General features: G+C 74.7%; 17 protein-coding genes. 10 read left to right on the top strand and 7 right to left on the bottom strand.

Translation table 11 applies throughout. From position 1 onward, the window contains the following. Positions 1-3: 3 nt before the first annotated feature. The gene (locus HUT06_RS24605; RefSeq protein WP_176197891.1) at positions 4-618 is read left to right on the top strand and encodes a TetR/AcrR family transcriptional regulator; all 615 of its coding nucleotides are present in this window, start codon (positions 4-6) and stop codon (positions 616-618) included. 10 nt (positions 619-628) lie between these two features. On the opposite strand, the gene HUT06_RS24600 is transcribed toward HUT06_RS24605, so the two are convergent. After that, a complete protein-coding gene (locus HUT06_RS24600; protein WP_254715363.1) occupies positions 629-1,111 on the bottom strand; it encodes a MarR family winged helix-turn-helix transcriptional regulator in 483 nt (160 codons plus the stop codon). A 65-nt stretch (positions 1,112-1,176) separates the two neighbouring features. On the opposite strand from HUT06_RS24600, the gene HUT06_RS24595 reads away from it, so the two are divergent. Further along, complete coding sequence (locus tag HUT06_RS24595; RefSeq protein ID WP_176197890.1) at positions 1,177-2,376, top strand: FAD-dependent monooxygenase; 1,200 nt, start codon at positions 1,177-1,179, stop codon at positions 2,374-2,376. Between the two features lie 46 nt (positions 2,377-2,422). Here HUT06_RS24595 and HUT06_RS24590 read toward each other — a convergent pair whose 3' ends face one another. The 3 genes from HUT06_RS24590 to HUT06_RS24580 form a co-directional block, all read right to left on the bottom strand. Continuing rightward, a complete protein-coding gene (locus HUT06_RS24590; RefSeq protein WP_176197889.1) occupies positions 2,423-3,886 on the bottom strand; it encodes an aldehyde dehydrogenase family protein in 1,464 nt (487 codons plus the stop codon). Between the two features lie 98 nt (positions 3,887-3,984). Beyond that, positions 3,985-4,221, bottom strand: a complete 237-nt coding sequence (locus tag HUT06_RS24585; RefSeq protein ID WP_176197888.1) for a hypothetical protein — start codon at positions 4,219-4,221, stop codon at positions 3,985-3,987. Positions 4,222-4,427: 206 nt separating this feature from the next. Beyond that, complete coding sequence (locus tag HUT06_RS24580) at positions 4,428-5,276, bottom strand: IclR family transcriptional regulator (RefSeq protein ID WP_254715362.1); 849 nt, start codon at positions 5,274-5,276, stop codon at positions 4,428-4,430. A gap of 115 nt (positions 5,277-5,391) precedes the next feature. On the opposite strand from HUT06_RS24580, the gene HUT06_RS24575 reads away from it, so the two are divergent. Then, a complete protein-coding gene (locus tag HUT06_RS24575; protein ID WP_176197887.1) occupies positions 5,392-6,882 on the top strand; it encodes an aldehyde dehydrogenase family protein in 1,491 nt (496 codons plus the stop codon). Between the two features lie 25 nt (positions 6,883-6,907). Here HUT06_RS24575 and HUT06_RS24570 read toward each other — a convergent pair whose 3' ends face one another. Further along, complete coding sequence (locus HUT06_RS24570; protein ID WP_176197886.1) at positions 6,908-8,161, bottom strand: hypothetical protein; 1,254 nt, start codon at positions 8,159-8,161, stop codon at positions 6,908-6,910. Positions 8,162-8,202: 41 nt separating this feature from the next. Then, positions 8,203-9,054, bottom strand: coding sequence for an LLM class F420-dependent oxidoreductase (locus HUT06_RS24565; RefSeq protein WP_176197885.1), 852 nt, complete (start codon positions 9,052-9,054; stop codon positions 8,203-8,205). Positions 9,055-9,223: 169 nt separating this feature from the next. Between HUT06_RS24565 and HUT06_RS24560 the strand changes: the two genes are divergently transcribed. The 6 genes from HUT06_RS24560 to HUT06_RS24535 all read left to right on the top strand — a co-directional run bounded on the left by HUT06_RS24560 (position 9,224) and on the right by HUT06_RS24535 (position 14,044). Further along, complete coding sequence (locus tag HUT06_RS24560) at positions 9,224-10,309, top strand: diacylglycerol kinase (protein WP_176197884.1); 1,086 nt, start codon at positions 9,224-9,226, stop codon at positions 10,307-10,309. Positions 10,310-10,335: 26 nt separating this feature from the next. Beyond that, positions 10,336-11,073, top strand: coding sequence for a glucose 1-dehydrogenase (locus HUT06_RS24555; RefSeq protein ID WP_176197883.1), 738 nt, complete (start codon positions 10,336-10,338; stop codon positions 11,071-11,073). An 11-nt stretch (positions 11,074-11,084) separates the two neighbouring features. After that, entirely contained in the window at positions 11,085-12,572 is a 1,488-nt protein-coding gene (locus HUT06_RS24550; RefSeq protein WP_176197882.1) for an FAD-binding protein, read from the top strand. A 105-nt stretch (positions 12,573-12,677) separates the two neighbouring features. Next, complete coding sequence (locus HUT06_RS24545) at positions 12,678-13,067, top strand: helix-turn-helix transcriptional regulator (RefSeq protein ID WP_176197881.1); 390 nt, start codon at positions 12,678-12,680, stop codon at positions 13,065-13,067. Then, positions 13,006-13,485, top strand: coding sequence for an SRPBCC family protein (locus HUT06_RS24540; RefSeq protein ID WP_176197880.1), 480 nt, complete (start codon positions 13,006-13,008; stop codon positions 13,483-13,485). The genes HUT06_RS24545 and HUT06_RS24540 overlap by 62 nt, the downstream gene beginning before the upstream one ends. Beyond that, positions 13,472-14,044 (top strand): TIGR03086 family metal-binding protein, encoded by a 573-nt coding sequence (locus tag HUT06_RS24535; RefSeq protein WP_176197879.1) that lies wholly within the window; start codon positions 13,472-13,474, stop codon positions 14,042-14,044. Before HUT06_RS24540 ends, HUT06_RS24535 begins: the two co-directional genes overlap by 14 nt. 19 nt (positions 14,045-14,063) lie before the next feature. Here the strand turns inward: HUT06_RS24535 and HUT06_RS24530 are convergent, their stop codons facing one another. Then, the gene (locus HUT06_RS24530) at positions 14,064-15,467 is read right to left on the bottom strand and encodes an FAD-dependent oxidoreductase (protein WP_176197878.1); all 1,404 of its coding nucleotides are present in this window, start codon (positions 15,465-15,467) and stop codon (positions 14,064-14,066) included. Positions 15,468-15,592: 125 nt separating this feature from the next. Between HUT06_RS24530 and HUT06_RS24525 the strand changes: the two genes are divergently transcribed. Further along, entirely contained in the window at positions 15,593-16,414 is an 822-nt protein-coding gene (locus HUT06_RS24525) for a VOC family protein (protein ID WP_176197877.1), read from the top strand. Positions 16,415-16,430: the final 16 nt, after the last annotated feature.

Here is a 16,430-nt window from a genome sequence, read left to right as displayed (position 1 = left end):
GCCATGGCGCACCACGGCTGGGGAGGGAGCCCTCCCGCATCGGAGGCCGAGGCACGTCAGCGCATCGTCGACGCGACCGCCCGCTGCGTCGACCGGCACGGCGCCGCGAAGACGACTCTGACCGACGTCGCGAACGAGCTCGGCGTCACCCGCCAGACCGTCTACCGCCACTTCGCCCGGGTCACCGACATCATCGGCGAGGTCGCGGCGCAGGGCGCGGAGGCGTTCGTCGACCGGCTGATCGCCCATGTCCAGGGCATCGCGGACCCGGCCGAGGCCGTGGTCGAGGGCATGGTCTTCTGCGTGCGGACGATCCCGGCGGAGCCGCGCCTGAGCCTGGTGCTGCAGCTGGGGGACTCAGGCGCCCTCGGCCGCGGCGCCATCACCGCGGACGTCATCGGCTACGGCGCCCGGATGCTGCGGCGCTACCCGGTGGACTGGGCGGCCGCCGGCGTCGGCGACGACGATCTCGGCGGCCTCGCCGAGATCATCTTGCGGGTGCTGACGTCGCTGCTGCAGCACCCGAGCGGGCCGCCGCGCGGCGACGCGGAGCTCCGCGCCTTCCTCGGCCGCTGGCTGGCCCCCGCGCTACGGCGGCCGGCGCACGCCGGGCACTGAGCCGGGGGCGTCAGCCGCCCGCGCCGTCCTGGCCGGTCAGCCGGATCGTGGCTTCCCGCTGGACGGCGGTGACGCGGCGCAGGAAGTCCAGGATCAGTGCCAGCTCGTCGTCGCCGTAGGCGGCGTACATCTCGTCCAGGCCGCGGACGAAGCCGGCGAACAGCTCCGCGAACGCCTGGACGCGGGACGGGTCGATCTCCACGATCACCCGCCGCCGGTCGCCCTCGTCGCGGACCCGGCGGACGAACCCCTTGGCCTGCAGCCGGTCGATCAGGCCGCTGACCGAGGCCGGGGCGAGGCCCGAGTGCCGGGCGAGGTCGCCCGCGGAGAGCGGGCCGAGCCGCTGCAGCAGGTCGAGCGCCTTCTCCTCGGTCATGCCGAGCCCCATCCGCGCGCTGAGCGCCGAGTGGTACATCACCGTGGCGTTGCTCTGCTCGCGGCCCGCCCGGCCCAGCGCCGCGAGCAGCTCCTCCCGACGATCCGATCTTGACACCCGGTATGCCTCTCCATATATTTCGTTCGGACGAACTAAATAATACCACGACGGGAGGCCCGGACATGGGGCGCACGGCACTGATCATCGGCTGCGGCATCGGCGGACCCGCGATCGCCATGGCGCTGCGGCGCGCCGGCATCGACGCGGTCGTCTACGAGGCGTACGCGAAGGCGGCGGACGACGTCGGCTCCTTCCTCAACATCGCCTCGAACGGACTGGACGCGCTGCGCGTCCTGGACGCCCACGAAGCCGTCATGGCCGCGGGCGTCCGCACGCCCCGGATGGTGATGTGGAGCGGCACCGGCAAGCGGCTCGGCGAGGTCGCCAACGGGCTGCGGCTGGCCGACGGCACCGAGAGCCACACCGTCCAGCGCGCCGACCTGTACCGGATCGTCCGCGACGAGGCCGCGGCGCGCGGCATCGCCGTCGAGTACGGCAAGGAACTGGTGGCGATCGAGGAGGCCGGGGGCGCGGTGACCGCCCGGTTCGCCGACGGCACCGAGGCCACCGGCGACCTGCTGATCGGAGCCGACGGCGTCCACTCCACGACCCGCGCCCTGCTCGACCCGGCCGCGCCGCGGGCCCGCTACACCGGGCTGCTCAGCTTCGGCGGCATCGTCGACGACCCCGCAGCCGAGGCCGACCCCGGCGGCTACCACATGGTCTTCGGCAAGCGGGCCTTCTTCGGCCACACGGTGGACGAGCAGGGCCGCACCTGGTGGTTCGCCAACCTGCCCCACCGGGACGCGCCGACGCGGGAGTCGCTCGCCGCGACGTCCGCCGAGAGCTGGAAGCGCACCCTGGTCGAGGCGCTGCGGGGCGATGCCAACCGGTCGGCCGAGATCGTCGAGATGAGCCCGGCCGGCCCCGCCCTGCCCGTCTACGACCTGCCACCGGTCCCGGTGTGGCACCGCGGCCGGACGGTGCTGACCGGGGACGCCGCCCACGCCACCTCGCCGAGCTCCGGGCAGGGCGCCTCGCTGGCCGTCGAGGACGCGCTGGTCCTGGCCAAGTGCCTGCGCGACCTGCCCGGCCACGCGGAGGCGTTCGCCCGCTTCGAGGCGCTGCGCCGCCCCCGCGCCGAGCGGGTCGTCGCCTACTCGGCCAGGATCAGCGGCAGCAAGGCCGCCGGGCCGGTCGCCCGCGTCTTCCGCGACCTGATGATGCCGGTCTTCCTCAAGAGGTCGGCGAGCGCCGAGTCGCTCGCCTGGATGTACCGCCACCACATCGACTGGGACGAGCCGGTCGCGCGGGCGGCCTGAGCCCCGCGCACGGGCGCGGCGCACGGCCGCGCCCGGACGCCGCCGGTCAGAGCGGGTACTGCGCCGGCTCGCCCCGCATGGTGATCCAGCGGGTCTCGGTGAACGCCTCGATGTTCGCCGCGGCGCCGCCGAAGCGGGAGCCGGTGCCGGAGGCCCGCACCCCGCCGAACGGGGCGTTGGCCTCGTCGTTGACCGTCTGGTCGTTGATGTGGACGATCCCCGTCGGGATCTGCTCGGCGACGGCCAGGCCGCGCATGACGTCCCGGGTCACGATGCCGAGCGAGAGGCCGTAGTCGCTCGCGGCGGCCAGCTCCGCCGCCTCCGACACCGACGACACGCGGGTGACCGGGGCGATCGGGCCGAAGACCTCGTCGGCGAACGCGGGCGCGGTCAGCGGGATGTCGGCCAGCACCGTCGGCCGGTAGAACAGCTCCTCGTAGGTGCCGCCGGAGGCGAGCGTCGCGCCCTGCTCGACGCTCGCGGTGACCATGCCGTGGATCTTGTCGCGCTGCCCGGCGTCGATGACCGGGCCGAGCGCGACCTCGCCGCCGGCCGGGTCGCCGACCGCGAGCGCGCCGGCCTTGGCGGCGAGCCGCTCCACGAACTCGTCGTAGAGCCGGTCGGCGACCAGGTGGCGGCCGGTGGTCATGCAGATCTGGCCCTGGTGGAAGAACGAGCCCCAGGTGGCGAGGTTCACCGCCGCGTCGACGTCGGCGTCGTCCAGCACGAGCAGCGCGGAGTTGCCGCCGAGCTCCAGGTGGGCGCGCTTGAGGTGGCGGCCGGCCAGCTCGCCGATGCGGCGGCCGACCGGGGTGGAGCCGGTGAAGGAGATGACCCGCACGTGCGGGTCGGTGATCAGCGCCTCCCCGGCGTCCGCGCCGCCGGGCAGCATCTGCAGGACGCCCGGCGGCAGCCCGGCCTCCTCGAACACGCGCGCCATCAGGGTGCCGCCGGTGACGGCGGTGCGCGGGTCGGGCTTGAGCAGCACGGCGTTGCCGAGCGCGAGCGCCGGCGCGACCGAGCGGATGCCGAGGATGATCGGCACGTTGAACGGCGAGATCACCGCGACCACGCCGGCCGGCATGCGGCGCGCCATGGACAGCCGCGGCTCCTCCGACGGCAGCACCTCGCCGATCGGGCGGGACGGCAGCCCGGCCGCCTCGTAGCACTCCTCCGCCGCGACGTGCAGCGCGAACCCGGCCATGCCGGGGACCGCGCCGACCTCGCGGATGTTCCAGCCGCTGATCTCCTCGGCGTGCCGCTGCCACAGGTCGCCGGCCCGGCGCAGCACGGCGGCGCGGGCGGGGTGCGGCAGCGCGGCCCACTCCCGCTGCGCCGCGGCGGCGCTCGCGGCGGCCTCCGCGACGTCCGCGGGGGAGGCCTGCCCCATCCGGCCGAGCTCCCCGCCGGTCGCGGGCTCGACCACGGCGTAGTCGCCGCCGTGCGCCGCCGTCCACGCCCCGTTCTTGAAGATCTTTCCCTGCCAGTCGACGCTGTCGAGCAGTCCCACGGCTGTCGTCCCTTCTTCGGTGGTTCGTACTTCAGTGGTTCATGCGGAGTGCGGGCTTGAGCGCCGGCTGCCGAGATCAGGCCGGGGCGGCCGCGGGATCAGCCGCTCGCCGAGGCGTGCCGGGCCGGGCACGGCGCCGGCGCGCCCGGCGGCGTTGAACAGCGAGGTGAGCCGGGGCGCCGGTGGAACGCGCCCGCCTCGGCGGGGATCCTGCCCGGCACCGCCCCCGGCATGCGAGGTTCGCCGGGCACGGCCACGTCCTCGACGACGATCACCGCACCCGCCGTCGCGGCCTCGGTCGCGGACATGTGGTCACGCGCCGAGTTCACGTTCACGCCCAACTCCTTGTCGCCGCGGCGCTCGCAGGACGGGACGGGCGGGTCCTTCGTGCTCGGGAACGCCGTGGTAGCTCGGGGTAACACCTGGCCGGGCCGCCGCGCGGCCGAGGGGGCGCGGCCCTGGCGGCGGAAAGTTGACGTGACCGTACGGGCCCCCGACCTGAGGGGCAACCGGCTGTTCCGAGGAGTCGAACGCCAGTTTGCTATCTGGAACGCGGCTCGGACATGGGCCGATGGCCGAGCCGCCGGGAGATCTCGGCGGCGGCGCGCCGCAGCGGCGGCTCGACCCGTCCGGCGAGGGCCTCGACCGACGCGGGCGCGACGGTCAGGTGGACGGCCACGTTGACCGCCGCGATGACCGCGCCCGAGCGGTCGCGGACCGGCGCCGCGAACGAGCGCAGGCCCGGCGCGAGCTCCTCGTCGTTGACCGCCACGCCGCTCTGCCGCACCCGGGCGAGCGCGGCGGTGAGCTGCTCCCGGTTGGTGATCGTCTTCGGGCCCCGGCGCGCCATGTCGGTGCGGTCGAGGAGCTGCCGCAGCTCCGCGGCGTCCTTGTAGGCCAGCAGCACCTTGCCCATCGACGTGCAGTAGGCCGGAAGCCGCGACCCCACGTGCAGGTTGAGGTCCATGGCGAGCGCGCTGCGCCGCCCGCTGCGGCGGCGGTCGACGTAGACGACGTCGGGGCCGTCGCTCAGCCCCAGGCTGGCGGTGTAGCCGGTCTCGTCGGCCAGCGCCTGGAGCGGCGGGCCGGCGAGGCCCGTCAGCTCCATGGAGTCGATCGCCGCGAACCCGAGGTCCACCGCGCGCGGGCCGAGGGAGTACTTCTTGGTCTCCGGGTCCTGCTGGAGGTAGCCGAGCTTGGTCAGCGTGGCGACGTACCGGTGGGTCGTGCTCTTGGTCAGCCCCGCGGCCCGGGCGAGGTCGGCGACGCCCAGCACCGAGCGGCTGCCGGTGAAGGCGGACAGCACGCGCAGCCCGCGCTCCAGCGACGCGGAGAACGCGGGGTCGGCGGCCGTGCGGGCGCGCGTGCGGGCGGAGTCGTCGTCGGTCACACGGTCAGAATACGGGTCAGAGATTCCATATATCCGAACGTTTTTGACCACCCCGGCCGGATGGCAGTCTTCTGAGGCCGGTGCCGGCGAACACGAGCGAGGAGATCCGACCCCCATGGCCGAAGCGGAGCCGAACGGGAACGGCCGGCGCAAGCCGCGCGTCGGGCACTTCATCGGCGGCGAGTGGACCGAGCCCGCGTCCGGGCGCTCCTACCTGAACCGCTCCCCGTGGTCGGGCGAGACGGTCAGCGAGGTCGCCGCCGGCGACATCGAGGACGCCGACCGGGCCGTGGCGGCCGCCCACGCCGCGTTCGGCGGCTGGGCGCGGACGCCGCCGCACGAGCGGCAGCTGGTCTTCCTGCGCGCGGCCGACGTCCTGGAGCGCCGCCGCGCCGAGGTGCTCGCCGCGCTGGCCGCCGAGACCGGCTGCGGCTCCGTCTTCGGCGGCGTCCAGCTCGGCTTCGCCGTCCGGCTGCTCCGCCAGGCCGCCCAGCTGGCCTACCGCCCGGCGGGGGAGCTGCTCCCGTCGGACGTCGCGGGCACCACCGCGATGGCGGTGCGGCGCCCGGTGGGCGTGGTCGCGGCGATCGCGCCGTGGAACGCCTCGCTCAGCCTCGCCGGACGGGCCGTCGTCGGACCGCTCGCGCTCGGCAACACCGTGGTGCTCAAGCCGTCGGAGGACGCGCCCTACACCGGCGGCGCGCTCTGGGCGGAGATCCTGCACGAGGCCGGCCTGCCCGCCGGGGCGCTGAACGTCGTCACCCACGCGCCCGGCGAGGCCGGCGCCATCGGCGACGCGCTGCTCGCCAGCCCGCTCGTCCGGCGGATCAACTTCACCGGCTCCACCCCGACCGGCCGGCGCCTCGCCGAGCGGGCGGGCCGGCACCTCAAGCGGATCGTGCTGCAGCTCAGCGGGCAGAACCCGCTCATCGTCGCGGGCGACGCCGACCTCGGCTACGCCGTGGACGCCGCCGTCTACGGCGCGTTCGTGCACCAGGGGCAGGTCTGCATGTGCGCCCGGCGGATCTACGTCGAGCGGCCGCTGATGGAGGAGTTCGCCGAGCGGTTCGCGGCCCGGGCCGCCGCGCTGCCGACCGGCGACCCGTCCGACCCGGCCACCGTCGTGGGCCCGGTGATCAACGAGTGGGCCCTCGCGCTGATCGACCGCCGCGTCAAGGAGGCGGTGGGGCTCGGCGCCCGTGTGCTGGCGGGCGGCGACCCCCGGCCGCCGTGCTACCCGGCCACCGTGCTCGCCGACGTGCCGGACGAGGCCGAGATCGCGCAGGGCGAGACGTTCGGCCCGGTGGTGGTGCTGGAGGCGGCCGACTCCGCCGAGGCGGCCGTCGCCCGCGCCAACGCCTCCGACCTCGGGCTCGTCGCCTCGGTCATCACCGGCGACCGCCGGCGCGGGCTCCGGCTGGCGGCGGCGCTCGACGCCGGCATCGTCCACGTCAACGACCAGCCCGTCAACGACGAGCCGCAGATGCCGTTCGGCGGCGTCAAGGACACCGGCTGGGGCCGGTTCGGGCTGGGGTTCGCGGCCGAGGAGTTCTGCGAGCTCCAGTGGGTCACCGTCCGCGACCAGGACCGCGAGTTCCCCTTCTGACCCGGCCCGCGCCCGCCCCGCGGGGTCAGACGGGCGTGATCGGCAGCGGCCGGCGGGGCTCGAAGGCGAAGCCGGCGCCGGTGCTGAACCGGACGACGGCGACCTCGCCGGCCTCGGGGGCCGGCTCCGCGCGCCGGACGACGGCCAGCCGCCATCCCGGGCCGTCCCCGCTGACCTCGACATCGAGGTGGGGGTCCACGGCGCGGACGACGGCCTGCAGCGCGTCCGTCCAGTCCGGGCCGCACAGCGAGATCCAGGCGCCGTCCTCGTGGGCGGCGGACGGCCGGACGGTGACCGTCGCGCCGTCGATGTCGGCGTCGACGTAGGCGGCGGGGTTGAGGAGCGGGTGCAGAGCCAGGACGCGGGCCGCGCCCTGCTCGTCCCTGGGCAGGTCCAGGGCGCGGGCGAGCCGTTCGGCGGCGATGCCCGCGACGCCGACGAGCTGCTTGCGGCGGATCCGCAGCAGCGCGCCGGCGCCGTCGGCGCGCTCGGCGACGGCGAGCGCGAAGGCGCGGTCGAGCAGGTGCATCTGCAGGCACACCTCGTCGGCGATCCGCGCCAGCGCGGAGTGGGAGAAGGCGGCGAAGTCCAGGTCGGACAGCAGCGGGCCGGAGTAGTCGGCGAGGCCGTCGCCGGCGGGGTCGATCGGCGCGAGTTCGAGGGTCGCGGCGCGGGACCGCTCGTTGACGGCCAGCAGCGGGATGCCCCGCGCCTCCGGGTGCGCCTCGTCGATGGTGACCGTCCACGCGCAGTGGGGGTGCCGGCCGGCGGGCAGGCGCGGCGGCCGGTGGATCGGCCGCACCTGCGCCCTGGGGTTGGTGGCGACGGCGGTCGCGTCGAAGGTCGGGTCCTCGATGTCGTGGCACATGGAGCGGACGTAGTCCTCGCCCATGGGCTCGACGTCCATGAGGGCGCCGCAGTAGTCGAGGTGGAACTCGCCGTGCCACCGGTCGTGGACCGTGTAGCGGAAGTCCATGAACTGCGGGGGAGCGCCGATGTCGAGCTGGAGGCCCTTGAAGATGGTCGGCACGTCGCCCTTGCCGGGGACGTCGGGTGCGTAGCCGAGCGCCCGCTGCATCCGGCGGGTGTAGATCGGGCTGGAGGCCGCCCACTCCTCGATCGCGATCCGCGCCATCTCCTCCCGCCCGAACGCGGAGATGCACCACGCCATCCCGGAGCGGTCGATGAGCTGCCCGATCAGCAGCAGTTCGGGGACGGCGGCCGCGAGCCGCTCCCGGGGCAGGGCGGCGTAGCGGCTCGGCGGGGGCGCTGGGGTCATCTACCGGTCTCCTCGGTCGTCGGCTTCGGACGGGCCGGTCGTCAGCTCTGGGCCAGGCCGAGCCGGGCGGCGGTCTTGTCCAGGTACGCCAGGACGGCGGACTCGTCCGCGTCCGGCACGCCCCAGATCAGCTCGGCGGCCCCGGCGGCCTCCCATTCGGCGAGGTCGCCGGGGGTGGGCCTCTTGGCGACCAGGATCCGCACGTCGGGCTCGCCGGCGCGGCCCGCCTCGTCCCACTCCTTGCGCAGCAGCGCGACCCGGTCGGCGATGTCGGTCTCGATCGGGGTGGTCATCCAGCCGTCGGCGTGGGCCGCGATCCACTTCATGGTCTTGGGCCCGCCGCCCGCGCCGATGATCACCGGGATGCGGCCCTGCGGGGGCTTGGGGTGGGCCCAGCTCGGGCCGAACGAGACGAACTCGCCGTCGTAGGACGCCTCCTCCTGCGTCCACAGGGCGCGCATCGCCTCCAGGTACTCCTTGAGGACGGTGCGGCGCCTGGCGGCCGGGACGTGGTGGTCGGCCAGCTCGTCGGTGTTCCACCCGAACCCGGCGCCGACCGTCACCCGGCCGCCGGACAGGTGGTCCAGGGTCGCGAGCGTCTTGGCGAGGGTGATCGGGTCGGACTCCACCGGCAGCGCGACCGCGGTCGCCAGGCCGATCCGGGAGGTCACCGCGGCGGCGGTCGCCAGCGACACCCACGGGTCGAGGGTACGGGTGTAGCGGTCGTCGGGCAGGTCCGCGCCGCCGGTGGGGTGCAGCGCGTCGCGGCGCACCGGTATGTGGGTGTGCTCGGGCACGTAGAAGGTGTCGAAGCCGCGCTCCTCGGCGGCCTTGGCCAGCGCCGCCGGGGTGATGCCGCGGTCCGAGGTGAAGAGCACGATTCCGTTGCGCATGGCGCCATACTAGAACGCGTTCTACCGATTCTGGAATAGTGCCTGGACGGCTGTCCAGGAAAGCCGCCACCGCCCGCCGCTCGTCCGGCGCCATTGCGGCGGCGGCCGGCCCGCCGCTAGGGTGGACACCTGTCCAGGCAGCTGACCAGCCCCGCCGCCGAGGAGCACCATGGCCATCCGCGTCCTGCACGTGGCGACCGGCAACGTCGGCCGCATCGCCCTGTCGCAGCTGATCGAGGACCCCCGTTTCGAGCTGGCCGGACTGGTCGTGTCGAACCCGGAGAAGGTCGGGCGGGACGCCGGCGACCTCGCCGGCCTGGACACGGTCACCGGCGTCGCCGCCACCGCCGACCTGGACGCGGCGCTCGCCCTGCGGCCGGACTGCACCGTGTACTGCGCGCTCGGCGAGACCCGCCTGTTGGAGGCGCTCGACGACCTCCGCAGGATCCTCGCCTCGGGCAGCGACGTCGTCGCGTCCTCGCCGGTGCCGCTGATCCACCCTTGGGGCGTGCTGCCGGACCGCATGATCGCCCCGATCGAGGACGCCTGCCGGGCCGGCGGGACGAGCCTGTTCGCCACCGGGGTCGACCCCGGCTGGGTCAACGACCTGCTGCCCTTCGCGATCGCGAGCACCTGCCAGCGGGTGGAGCGGGTGCGCTGCTCGGAGATCGCCGACTACGCGTCCTACGACGGCGCCCCGGTCATCTTCGACTTCATGGGCTTCGGCCGCCCCGTGGGCGACCTGCCGAAGATGTTCAGGCCGGGGATGCTGGCGGCGTCCTGGGGCGTCAGCCTTCGGATGCTGGCCCGCGGCTTTGGCTTCGAGCTGGACGACATCACCGAGCGGTTCGAGCAGGAGCCCGCGCCGGAGGCGTTCGACGTGGCGGCCGGGCACATCCCGGCGGGCGGGGTCGCGGCCATGCGGTTCCAGATCACCGGCGTCGCCGCCGGCAAGGACGTGCTGGTCATCGACCACACCACCCGGCTGCGCGCCGACCTGCGCCCCGACTGGCCCCGGCCGGCGCAGGACGGCGGCTCCTACCGGGTCGAGATCACCGGCGAGCCGTCCTACCGCGTCGACGTCTGCCCGTCCAGCGCGCGGGGCGACCACAACTACGCCGCGATCGCGGCGGGCGCCGGGCGCATCGTCAACGCGATCCCCGACGTCGTCGCGGCGCCGCCCGGCCTGCGGACGCCGCTCGACCTGCCCTTCAACACCGCCCGCGGCGTCTTCGCGGCGGCGCTGGCCGGCTGACGCACACCGAGGAGAGGACACCGCCGATGGGACGTGTGGACGGGAAGGTCGCCCTGGTCAGCGGCGGCGCGCGCGGCATCGGGGCGGCCGCCGCCCGGGCGCTGGTGGCCGAGGGCGCGCGGGTCGTGATCGGCGACATCCTCGACGACGAGGGCCGCGCGGTCGCGGCGGAGCTGGGCGAGGCGTGCCGCTACGTGCATCTGGACGTGACGAGCCCGGAGGACTGGACGGCCGCCGTCGCCGCGGCCGTCGGCGAGTTCGGCCGGCTCGACGTGCTGTTCAACAACGCGGGCATCGCCAACGGGGCCGCCATCACCCGCTTCTCGCTGGAGAAGTGGCAGCAGATCATCGACGTCAACCTCACCGGCCCGTTCCTCGGCATCCGCGCGGCGGCCGACGCGCTGATCGCGGCCGGCGGCGGCTCGATCATCAACAACTCCTCCATCGAGGGGCTGCGCGGCACCTCCTGGGCGCACGGCTACGTGGCCTCCAAGTGGGGCCTGCGCGGCCTGACCAAGTCGGTCGCCGTCGAACTCGCGCCGCACGGCGTCCGGGTCAACTCGCTGCACCCCGGGCTGATCCGCACGCCGATCACCGAGGGCATCCCCGACGACATGGTCCCGATCCCGCTCGGCCGTCCCGGGCAGCCCGAGGACGTCGCCTCCTTCGTGGTCTTCCTGGCGAGCGACGAGTCGTCCTACGCCACCGGAGCGGAGTTCGTCATCGACGGCGGCACCGTCAACCAGATCCCGCACAAGGGCTGAGTGAGGCGGCGATGGACGCACACCCCTCTGCGGGACTGGCCGTCCCGCCGGTCCTGCCGGCCGCGGACCTGCCCGCCGGCGCCGAGCGCTTCGACGTGGTCGTCGTCGGCTTCGGGATCGCCGGCGGCTGCGCCGCGCTGGAGGCCGCGCGCTCGGGGGCGCGCGTGCTGATCCTGGAGCGGGCGGCCGTGCACGGCGGGACGTCCAGCATGTCGGGCGGCCACTTCTACCTCGGCGGCGGCACCGCCGTCCAGCGGGCCACCGGCCACGAGGACACCGCCGAGGCGATGGCGCGGTACCTGGCGGCGAGCACCAAGGACCCCGACGAGGAGAAGATCCGCGCCTACTGCGAGGGATCGGTCGCCCACTTCGACTGGCTGGAGGCGCTGGGGTTCCGGTTCGAGCGGTCCTACTTCCCGGGCAAGGCGGTGATCCAGCCCGGCACCGAGGGCCTGATGTTCACCGGCAACGAGAAGGTGTGGCCGTTCCGCGACGAGGTCCCGCCGGCGCCGCGGGGCCACAAGGTGCCGGTGCCCGGCGACACCGAGGGCACCAGGATCGTGATGGACCTGCTGCGGGACCGGGTCGAGGAGGCCGGCGTCGAGGTCCGCTACGAGACGGGCGCGACCAACCTGGTGGCCGCCGCGGACGGCGCGGTCACCGGTGTCGCGTGGCGGCGGTTCGACGAGACCGGCGCGGTCGCGGCGGCCGCCGTGGTCATCGCGGCCGGCGGGTTCGTGATGAACTCCGACATGGTCGCCGCCTACACGCCGGCCCTCGGCGGGAAGCTGTTCACCCTGGGCGGCAGCTACGACGACGGGCTCGGGATCCGGCTGGGCCAGTCGGCCGGCGCCGCGCTGGAGCACATGGACGAGCCCTTCGTCACCGCGCCGTTCTACCCGCCCTCGTCGCTGGTCAAGGGGCTGATCGTCAACAACCGCGGTGAGCGGTTCGTGGCCGAGGACAGTTACCACGCGCGCACCTCGTACTTCGTCCTCCGGCAGCCGGACGCGGCGGCCTACCTGATCGCCGACGGCGACCACATGCAGGAGCAGCGGATGCCGCTCGTCCCGCTGAAGGACGGCTACGAGACCATCGAGGAGATGGAGGCCGGGCTGAAGCTGCCCTCCGGCTCGCTCGCCGCGACGATGGCCCGCTACAACGAGCACGCCGCGCGCGGCGAGGACCCCGACTTCCACAAGCACCCCGACTGGCTCGCGCCGCAGACCCGGGGGCCCTGGGGCGTCTACGACCTGAGCCTCGGCACCGCCCTGTACGCCGGGTTCACGCTCGGCGGCATGGCCACCACCGTCGACGGCGAGGTGCGGCGGCCCGACAGATCGGTCATCGCCGGGCTGTACGCGGCCGGAGCCTGCGCGTCCAACATCGCCCAGGACGGCGCGGGCTACTGCTCGGGCACCCAGCTCGGCGAGGGCTCCTTCTTCGGCCGCCGCGCCGGCCGCGCCGCCGCGCGCCGCGCCCGCGCCGCGTCCCGTTAGCCCCCGTACTCCGAGGTGGAGCCGGGCTTTCAACCGAGAGGTTGACGGCCGGCCGTGGCGCGGCCTACGATGGCTTTAAACCATCAAGTTGAAAGTGGAGGGGCGATGACCGCGGACGCGCTGTCGCAGGCCTTCGCGGCCCTCGCGGACCCCACCCGGCGCGACATGGTGGCCCGGCTCTCCGAGGGCGACGCGACGGTGGGCGAGCTCGCCGAGCCGTACCGGATGTCCCTGCAGGCCGTCTACAAGCACCTGCGGGTCCTCGAAGGCGCGGGGCTCGTCACCCGGCCGGCCGGGCCGCAGCCGAGGCGGGTGCGCCTGGAGGCCGGGGCCTTCGACCTGATGGACACCTGGATCGAACGCCACCGGGCCCGCGTCGAGCGGCGCTACCGCCGCCTCGACGCCGTCCTGGAGCAGATGAAGGAGGACGAGCATGACCACGGAGACGACCATCGAGGCCGACCCGGAGCTGCCGGTCATCAGGATGACCCGTGACTTCGCGGCGACGCCCGGGCAGCTGCTGCGCGCCCACACCGATCCCGAGCTGTTCGCGCGGTGGGTGGGCCCCGACGGCATGACCACCCGCATCGACCAGTGGGACGCGCGCACCGGCGGCAGCTGGCGGTACGCCGCGTCGGGCGACGGCGGCGAGGAGTACTGGTTCCACGGCTGCTTCCACGAGGTGCGGCCCGACCGCATCGTGCAGACCTTCACGTTCGAGGGCGAGCCCGACGGCGTCGCGCTGGAGACGCTGTGGTTCGAGGACCTGGGCGACGGCCGGACCCGGCTGCGCGCGCAGTCGCTCGTCGACAGCTTCGCGAGCCGCGACGCCTGGCTGCGCAGCGGCATGGAGACCGGGGTCAACGAGGGGTACGCCAAACTGGAGAGGATGATCGCCGATGGCGCTGCCTGAGGCTCCCGCCGACCGGCACCGGCAGATCGCCGGGCTGTTCACCGACCGCGTCCGCGGCACCCGGTCCTGGGACGCGCCGTCCCCGGTCGCCGGCTGGACCGCCCGCGACGTCGTGCGCCACCTGACCGAGTGGTTCCCCGCGTTCCTGGCCTCCGGCGCCGACGTCCGGCTGCCCGCCGGGCCGTCGCCGGACGAGGACCCCGTCGCCGCGTGGCAGGTGCACTGCGACGGCGTGCAGGCGGTGCTGGACGACCCGGAGACGGCCGACCGCAAGCTCACCAACCCGCACATCGGCACCCTGCCGCTCGCGCCCGCGATCGACCGGTTCTACACCGCCGACGTGTTCATGCACACCTGGGACCTGGCCAGGGCCACCGGTCAGGACGACCGGCTCGACGCCGCCTTCTGCGCCGAGCTCCTCGGCGGCCTGGAGGGGATGGAGGAGGTGCTCCGCGCGTCCGGCCAGTACGGGCCCCGGGTCGAGGTGCCCGCCGGCGCGGACGTCCAGACGCGGCTGCTCGGCTTCATCGGCCGCGACCCGTTCTGGCGGGCGCCCTGACCCCGGCGGGAGCGCCGCCTCAGCCGGCGCCGGTGGCGAGGCGGCGGCCGAGGAGGCGGCCGAAGGTCAGGGCCGGGGTCACCAGCATGCCGCCGCAGAAGCTGTTGCCGCAGGTCGCGGCGGCGCCGATCAGCTCGCCGAGCGCGTGCACGCCGGGCAGCGGGGTGCCGTCGGCGCGGCGGACGCGCAGCCGCTCGTCCACGTCGAGGCCGGAGAAGGTGATCAGGGTGATGCCGTGGTTCTGCATGGCGAAGAAGGGGCCGTCCGCGATGGGGGCGGGCAGGTGGGCGCGGCCGAACTCGGCGTCGCGCCCGGCGGCCACGGCCGCGTTGTAGCGTTCCACGGTGGCGGTGAGGCCGGCCGCGTCGATGCCGGCGAGGGCGGCCAGCCCGGCGATCGTGTCCGCCCGGTGGACGCCCGTGCGGGTCCCGGCCTTCGCCAGGACGTCGTCGGGGCTCCAGCCGATCACCATCGGGACCGAGTTGAGCCGCGCCTTGTCGTCGAAGACCGTCCAGAACGTCCCGTCGGTGGCGGAGGCGAGGGCGCGCTCCTTGCGGTCGATGCTCCGCTCGTCCTCGGCGACGAAGCGGCGGCCCGCGCGGTCGACGTAGATCTCCCAGGGGAGCCGCTCGGTCGCGACGAGCAGCGGCCGCTCCTCGTAGTAGGCCTTCCCCGGGGTAGTGGGGTGCGGCAGCCCGCCGAACGTGGGCAGGTACCGGCCGCGCCCGGCGATCGCGGCGCCCGCCTCGCGCGCGATGACGAGCCCGTCCCCGGTGGACGTCGGGTGCGCGGCGCTGACCAGGGGGACGCCCTCGATCTCCTGGAACAGTTCGTGGTCGGCGGCGAAGCCGCCGGTGGCGAGCACGACCGCCGGGGCGGTCACCTCGACCTCGTCGACCCCGTTCCGCAGGACGGTGACGCCCGGCGCGCCGGTGAGGCCGATCGCGGTGCTGCCCAGCCACAGCTCGACGCGCCCCGCGGCGACCTGCTCGTCCAGCAGCCGCCTGAGGACGGCCAGGATGGACAGGCCGCCGTCCTTGCCGTAGTAGGTGCGCGGGACGCCGTAGGGCTCGTGGCCGTAGACGAGCCGGGGCGACTCGGGGGCGAAGTCGAAGCCCTGCTCGTCGAGCCAGTCGATGGTCTCGGGCGCGTGCCGCGCGGCGAGCCCGACGAGGTCGGCGCGGGCGGTGCCGCCGCTGATCCGCTCGATGTCGGCCAGGTGCTCCTCGACCGTGTCGGCGATCCCGCGCTCGCGCTGCCGCCGCGTCCCGGCGGCGGACATGTGCCCGCCACTGGTGTGCAGGGTGCCGCCGATCCGGGTGTCCTTCTCCACGAGCAGCACCCGGGCGCCGTGCCGGGCGGCCTCCACGGCGCAGGGGATGCCGCCGGTCCCGGCTCCGATGATGACGACGTCGTACGGCACACCCGCTCCTTCTTGTTCCGATCCTAGGAACGATGTTTCACTGTCGTGGTCTATGTTGCTTGTCGGGACGGGGTGACGCAAGCCTCATCCCCAAATTCGGGAACAGCGTTCCAATGGAGGTAGGCATGCTCGGAGCGGTCATCGAGGCCGTGGTGGCCACCCGCGACCTCGCGGCGTCCGTCGGCTTCCACACCCGCGCCTTCGGCATGGACGTGCTGGCGCGGGACGCCGACTCGGCCCTGCTCGGCGCCGGGGGATCACCGACCGGGCGGCTGCGCCTCGTCGCCGCGCCGGACGCCCCGCAGGCGCCCGCCCCGCGGATCTGGGACGTCGGGCCGCGGCTCCTCGGCATCTACTCCCGCGACCTGGAGCGGACGGCCGCCGCGGTCGACGCCGCCGGAGGCGCGTCCCGCGACCGCGTGACCTACCCCTACGGCGCGGCCACGCTGAGCGAGTTCGTGGCGCTCGGCGCCGACGGCGTCTGGTGGACGATCCCGCGCGCCGCCGCCGGCCACCGGCCGAGCCCGGCGCTGGAGGGCGACCCGGACCGGCTGCACGGCGAACTGCACACGGCGGTGCTCGTCCCGGACGACCACGACGCGGCGGTCGCGTTCTTCACCGGCGCGGGCCTGGAGGTGCTGTTCGCGGGAGAGATGTCGGGGGAGCCGTTCGACCGGATGACCGGCATGCCCGCCGGCGCGTCGCTGCGCCTGACGTTCCTCGTCCCGCCCGGCCACGCGCCCGCGCGCCTGGAGATCATGTCGTTCACCGGCGTGGACGCGAAGGACCTGTCGGGCGGCCCGCTCGGGCTGCGCCGGCTGGTGTTCGCCTCCGACGACCCCGCGGCGGCGCTGCGCGGCCTGGAGGCGGCCGGCGCCGCGCGCCTCGGCGACGCTTCGGTGCGCGGACCGGCGGGCGTCGAGATCGAGGCGCGCCGGCTCGCCTGAGCCGCCCCAGCCGGAC

Source organism: Actinomadura sp. NAK00032 (genome assembly GCF_013364275.1).
In the GTDB taxonomy this organism is placed as follows: Bacteria; Actinomycetota; Actinomycetes; order Streptosporangiales; family Streptosporangiaceae; genus Spirillospora.
The sequence above is the reverse complement of the archived record's forward strand: the minus strand, read 5'-3'. Positions and strand labels throughout refer to the sequence as shown.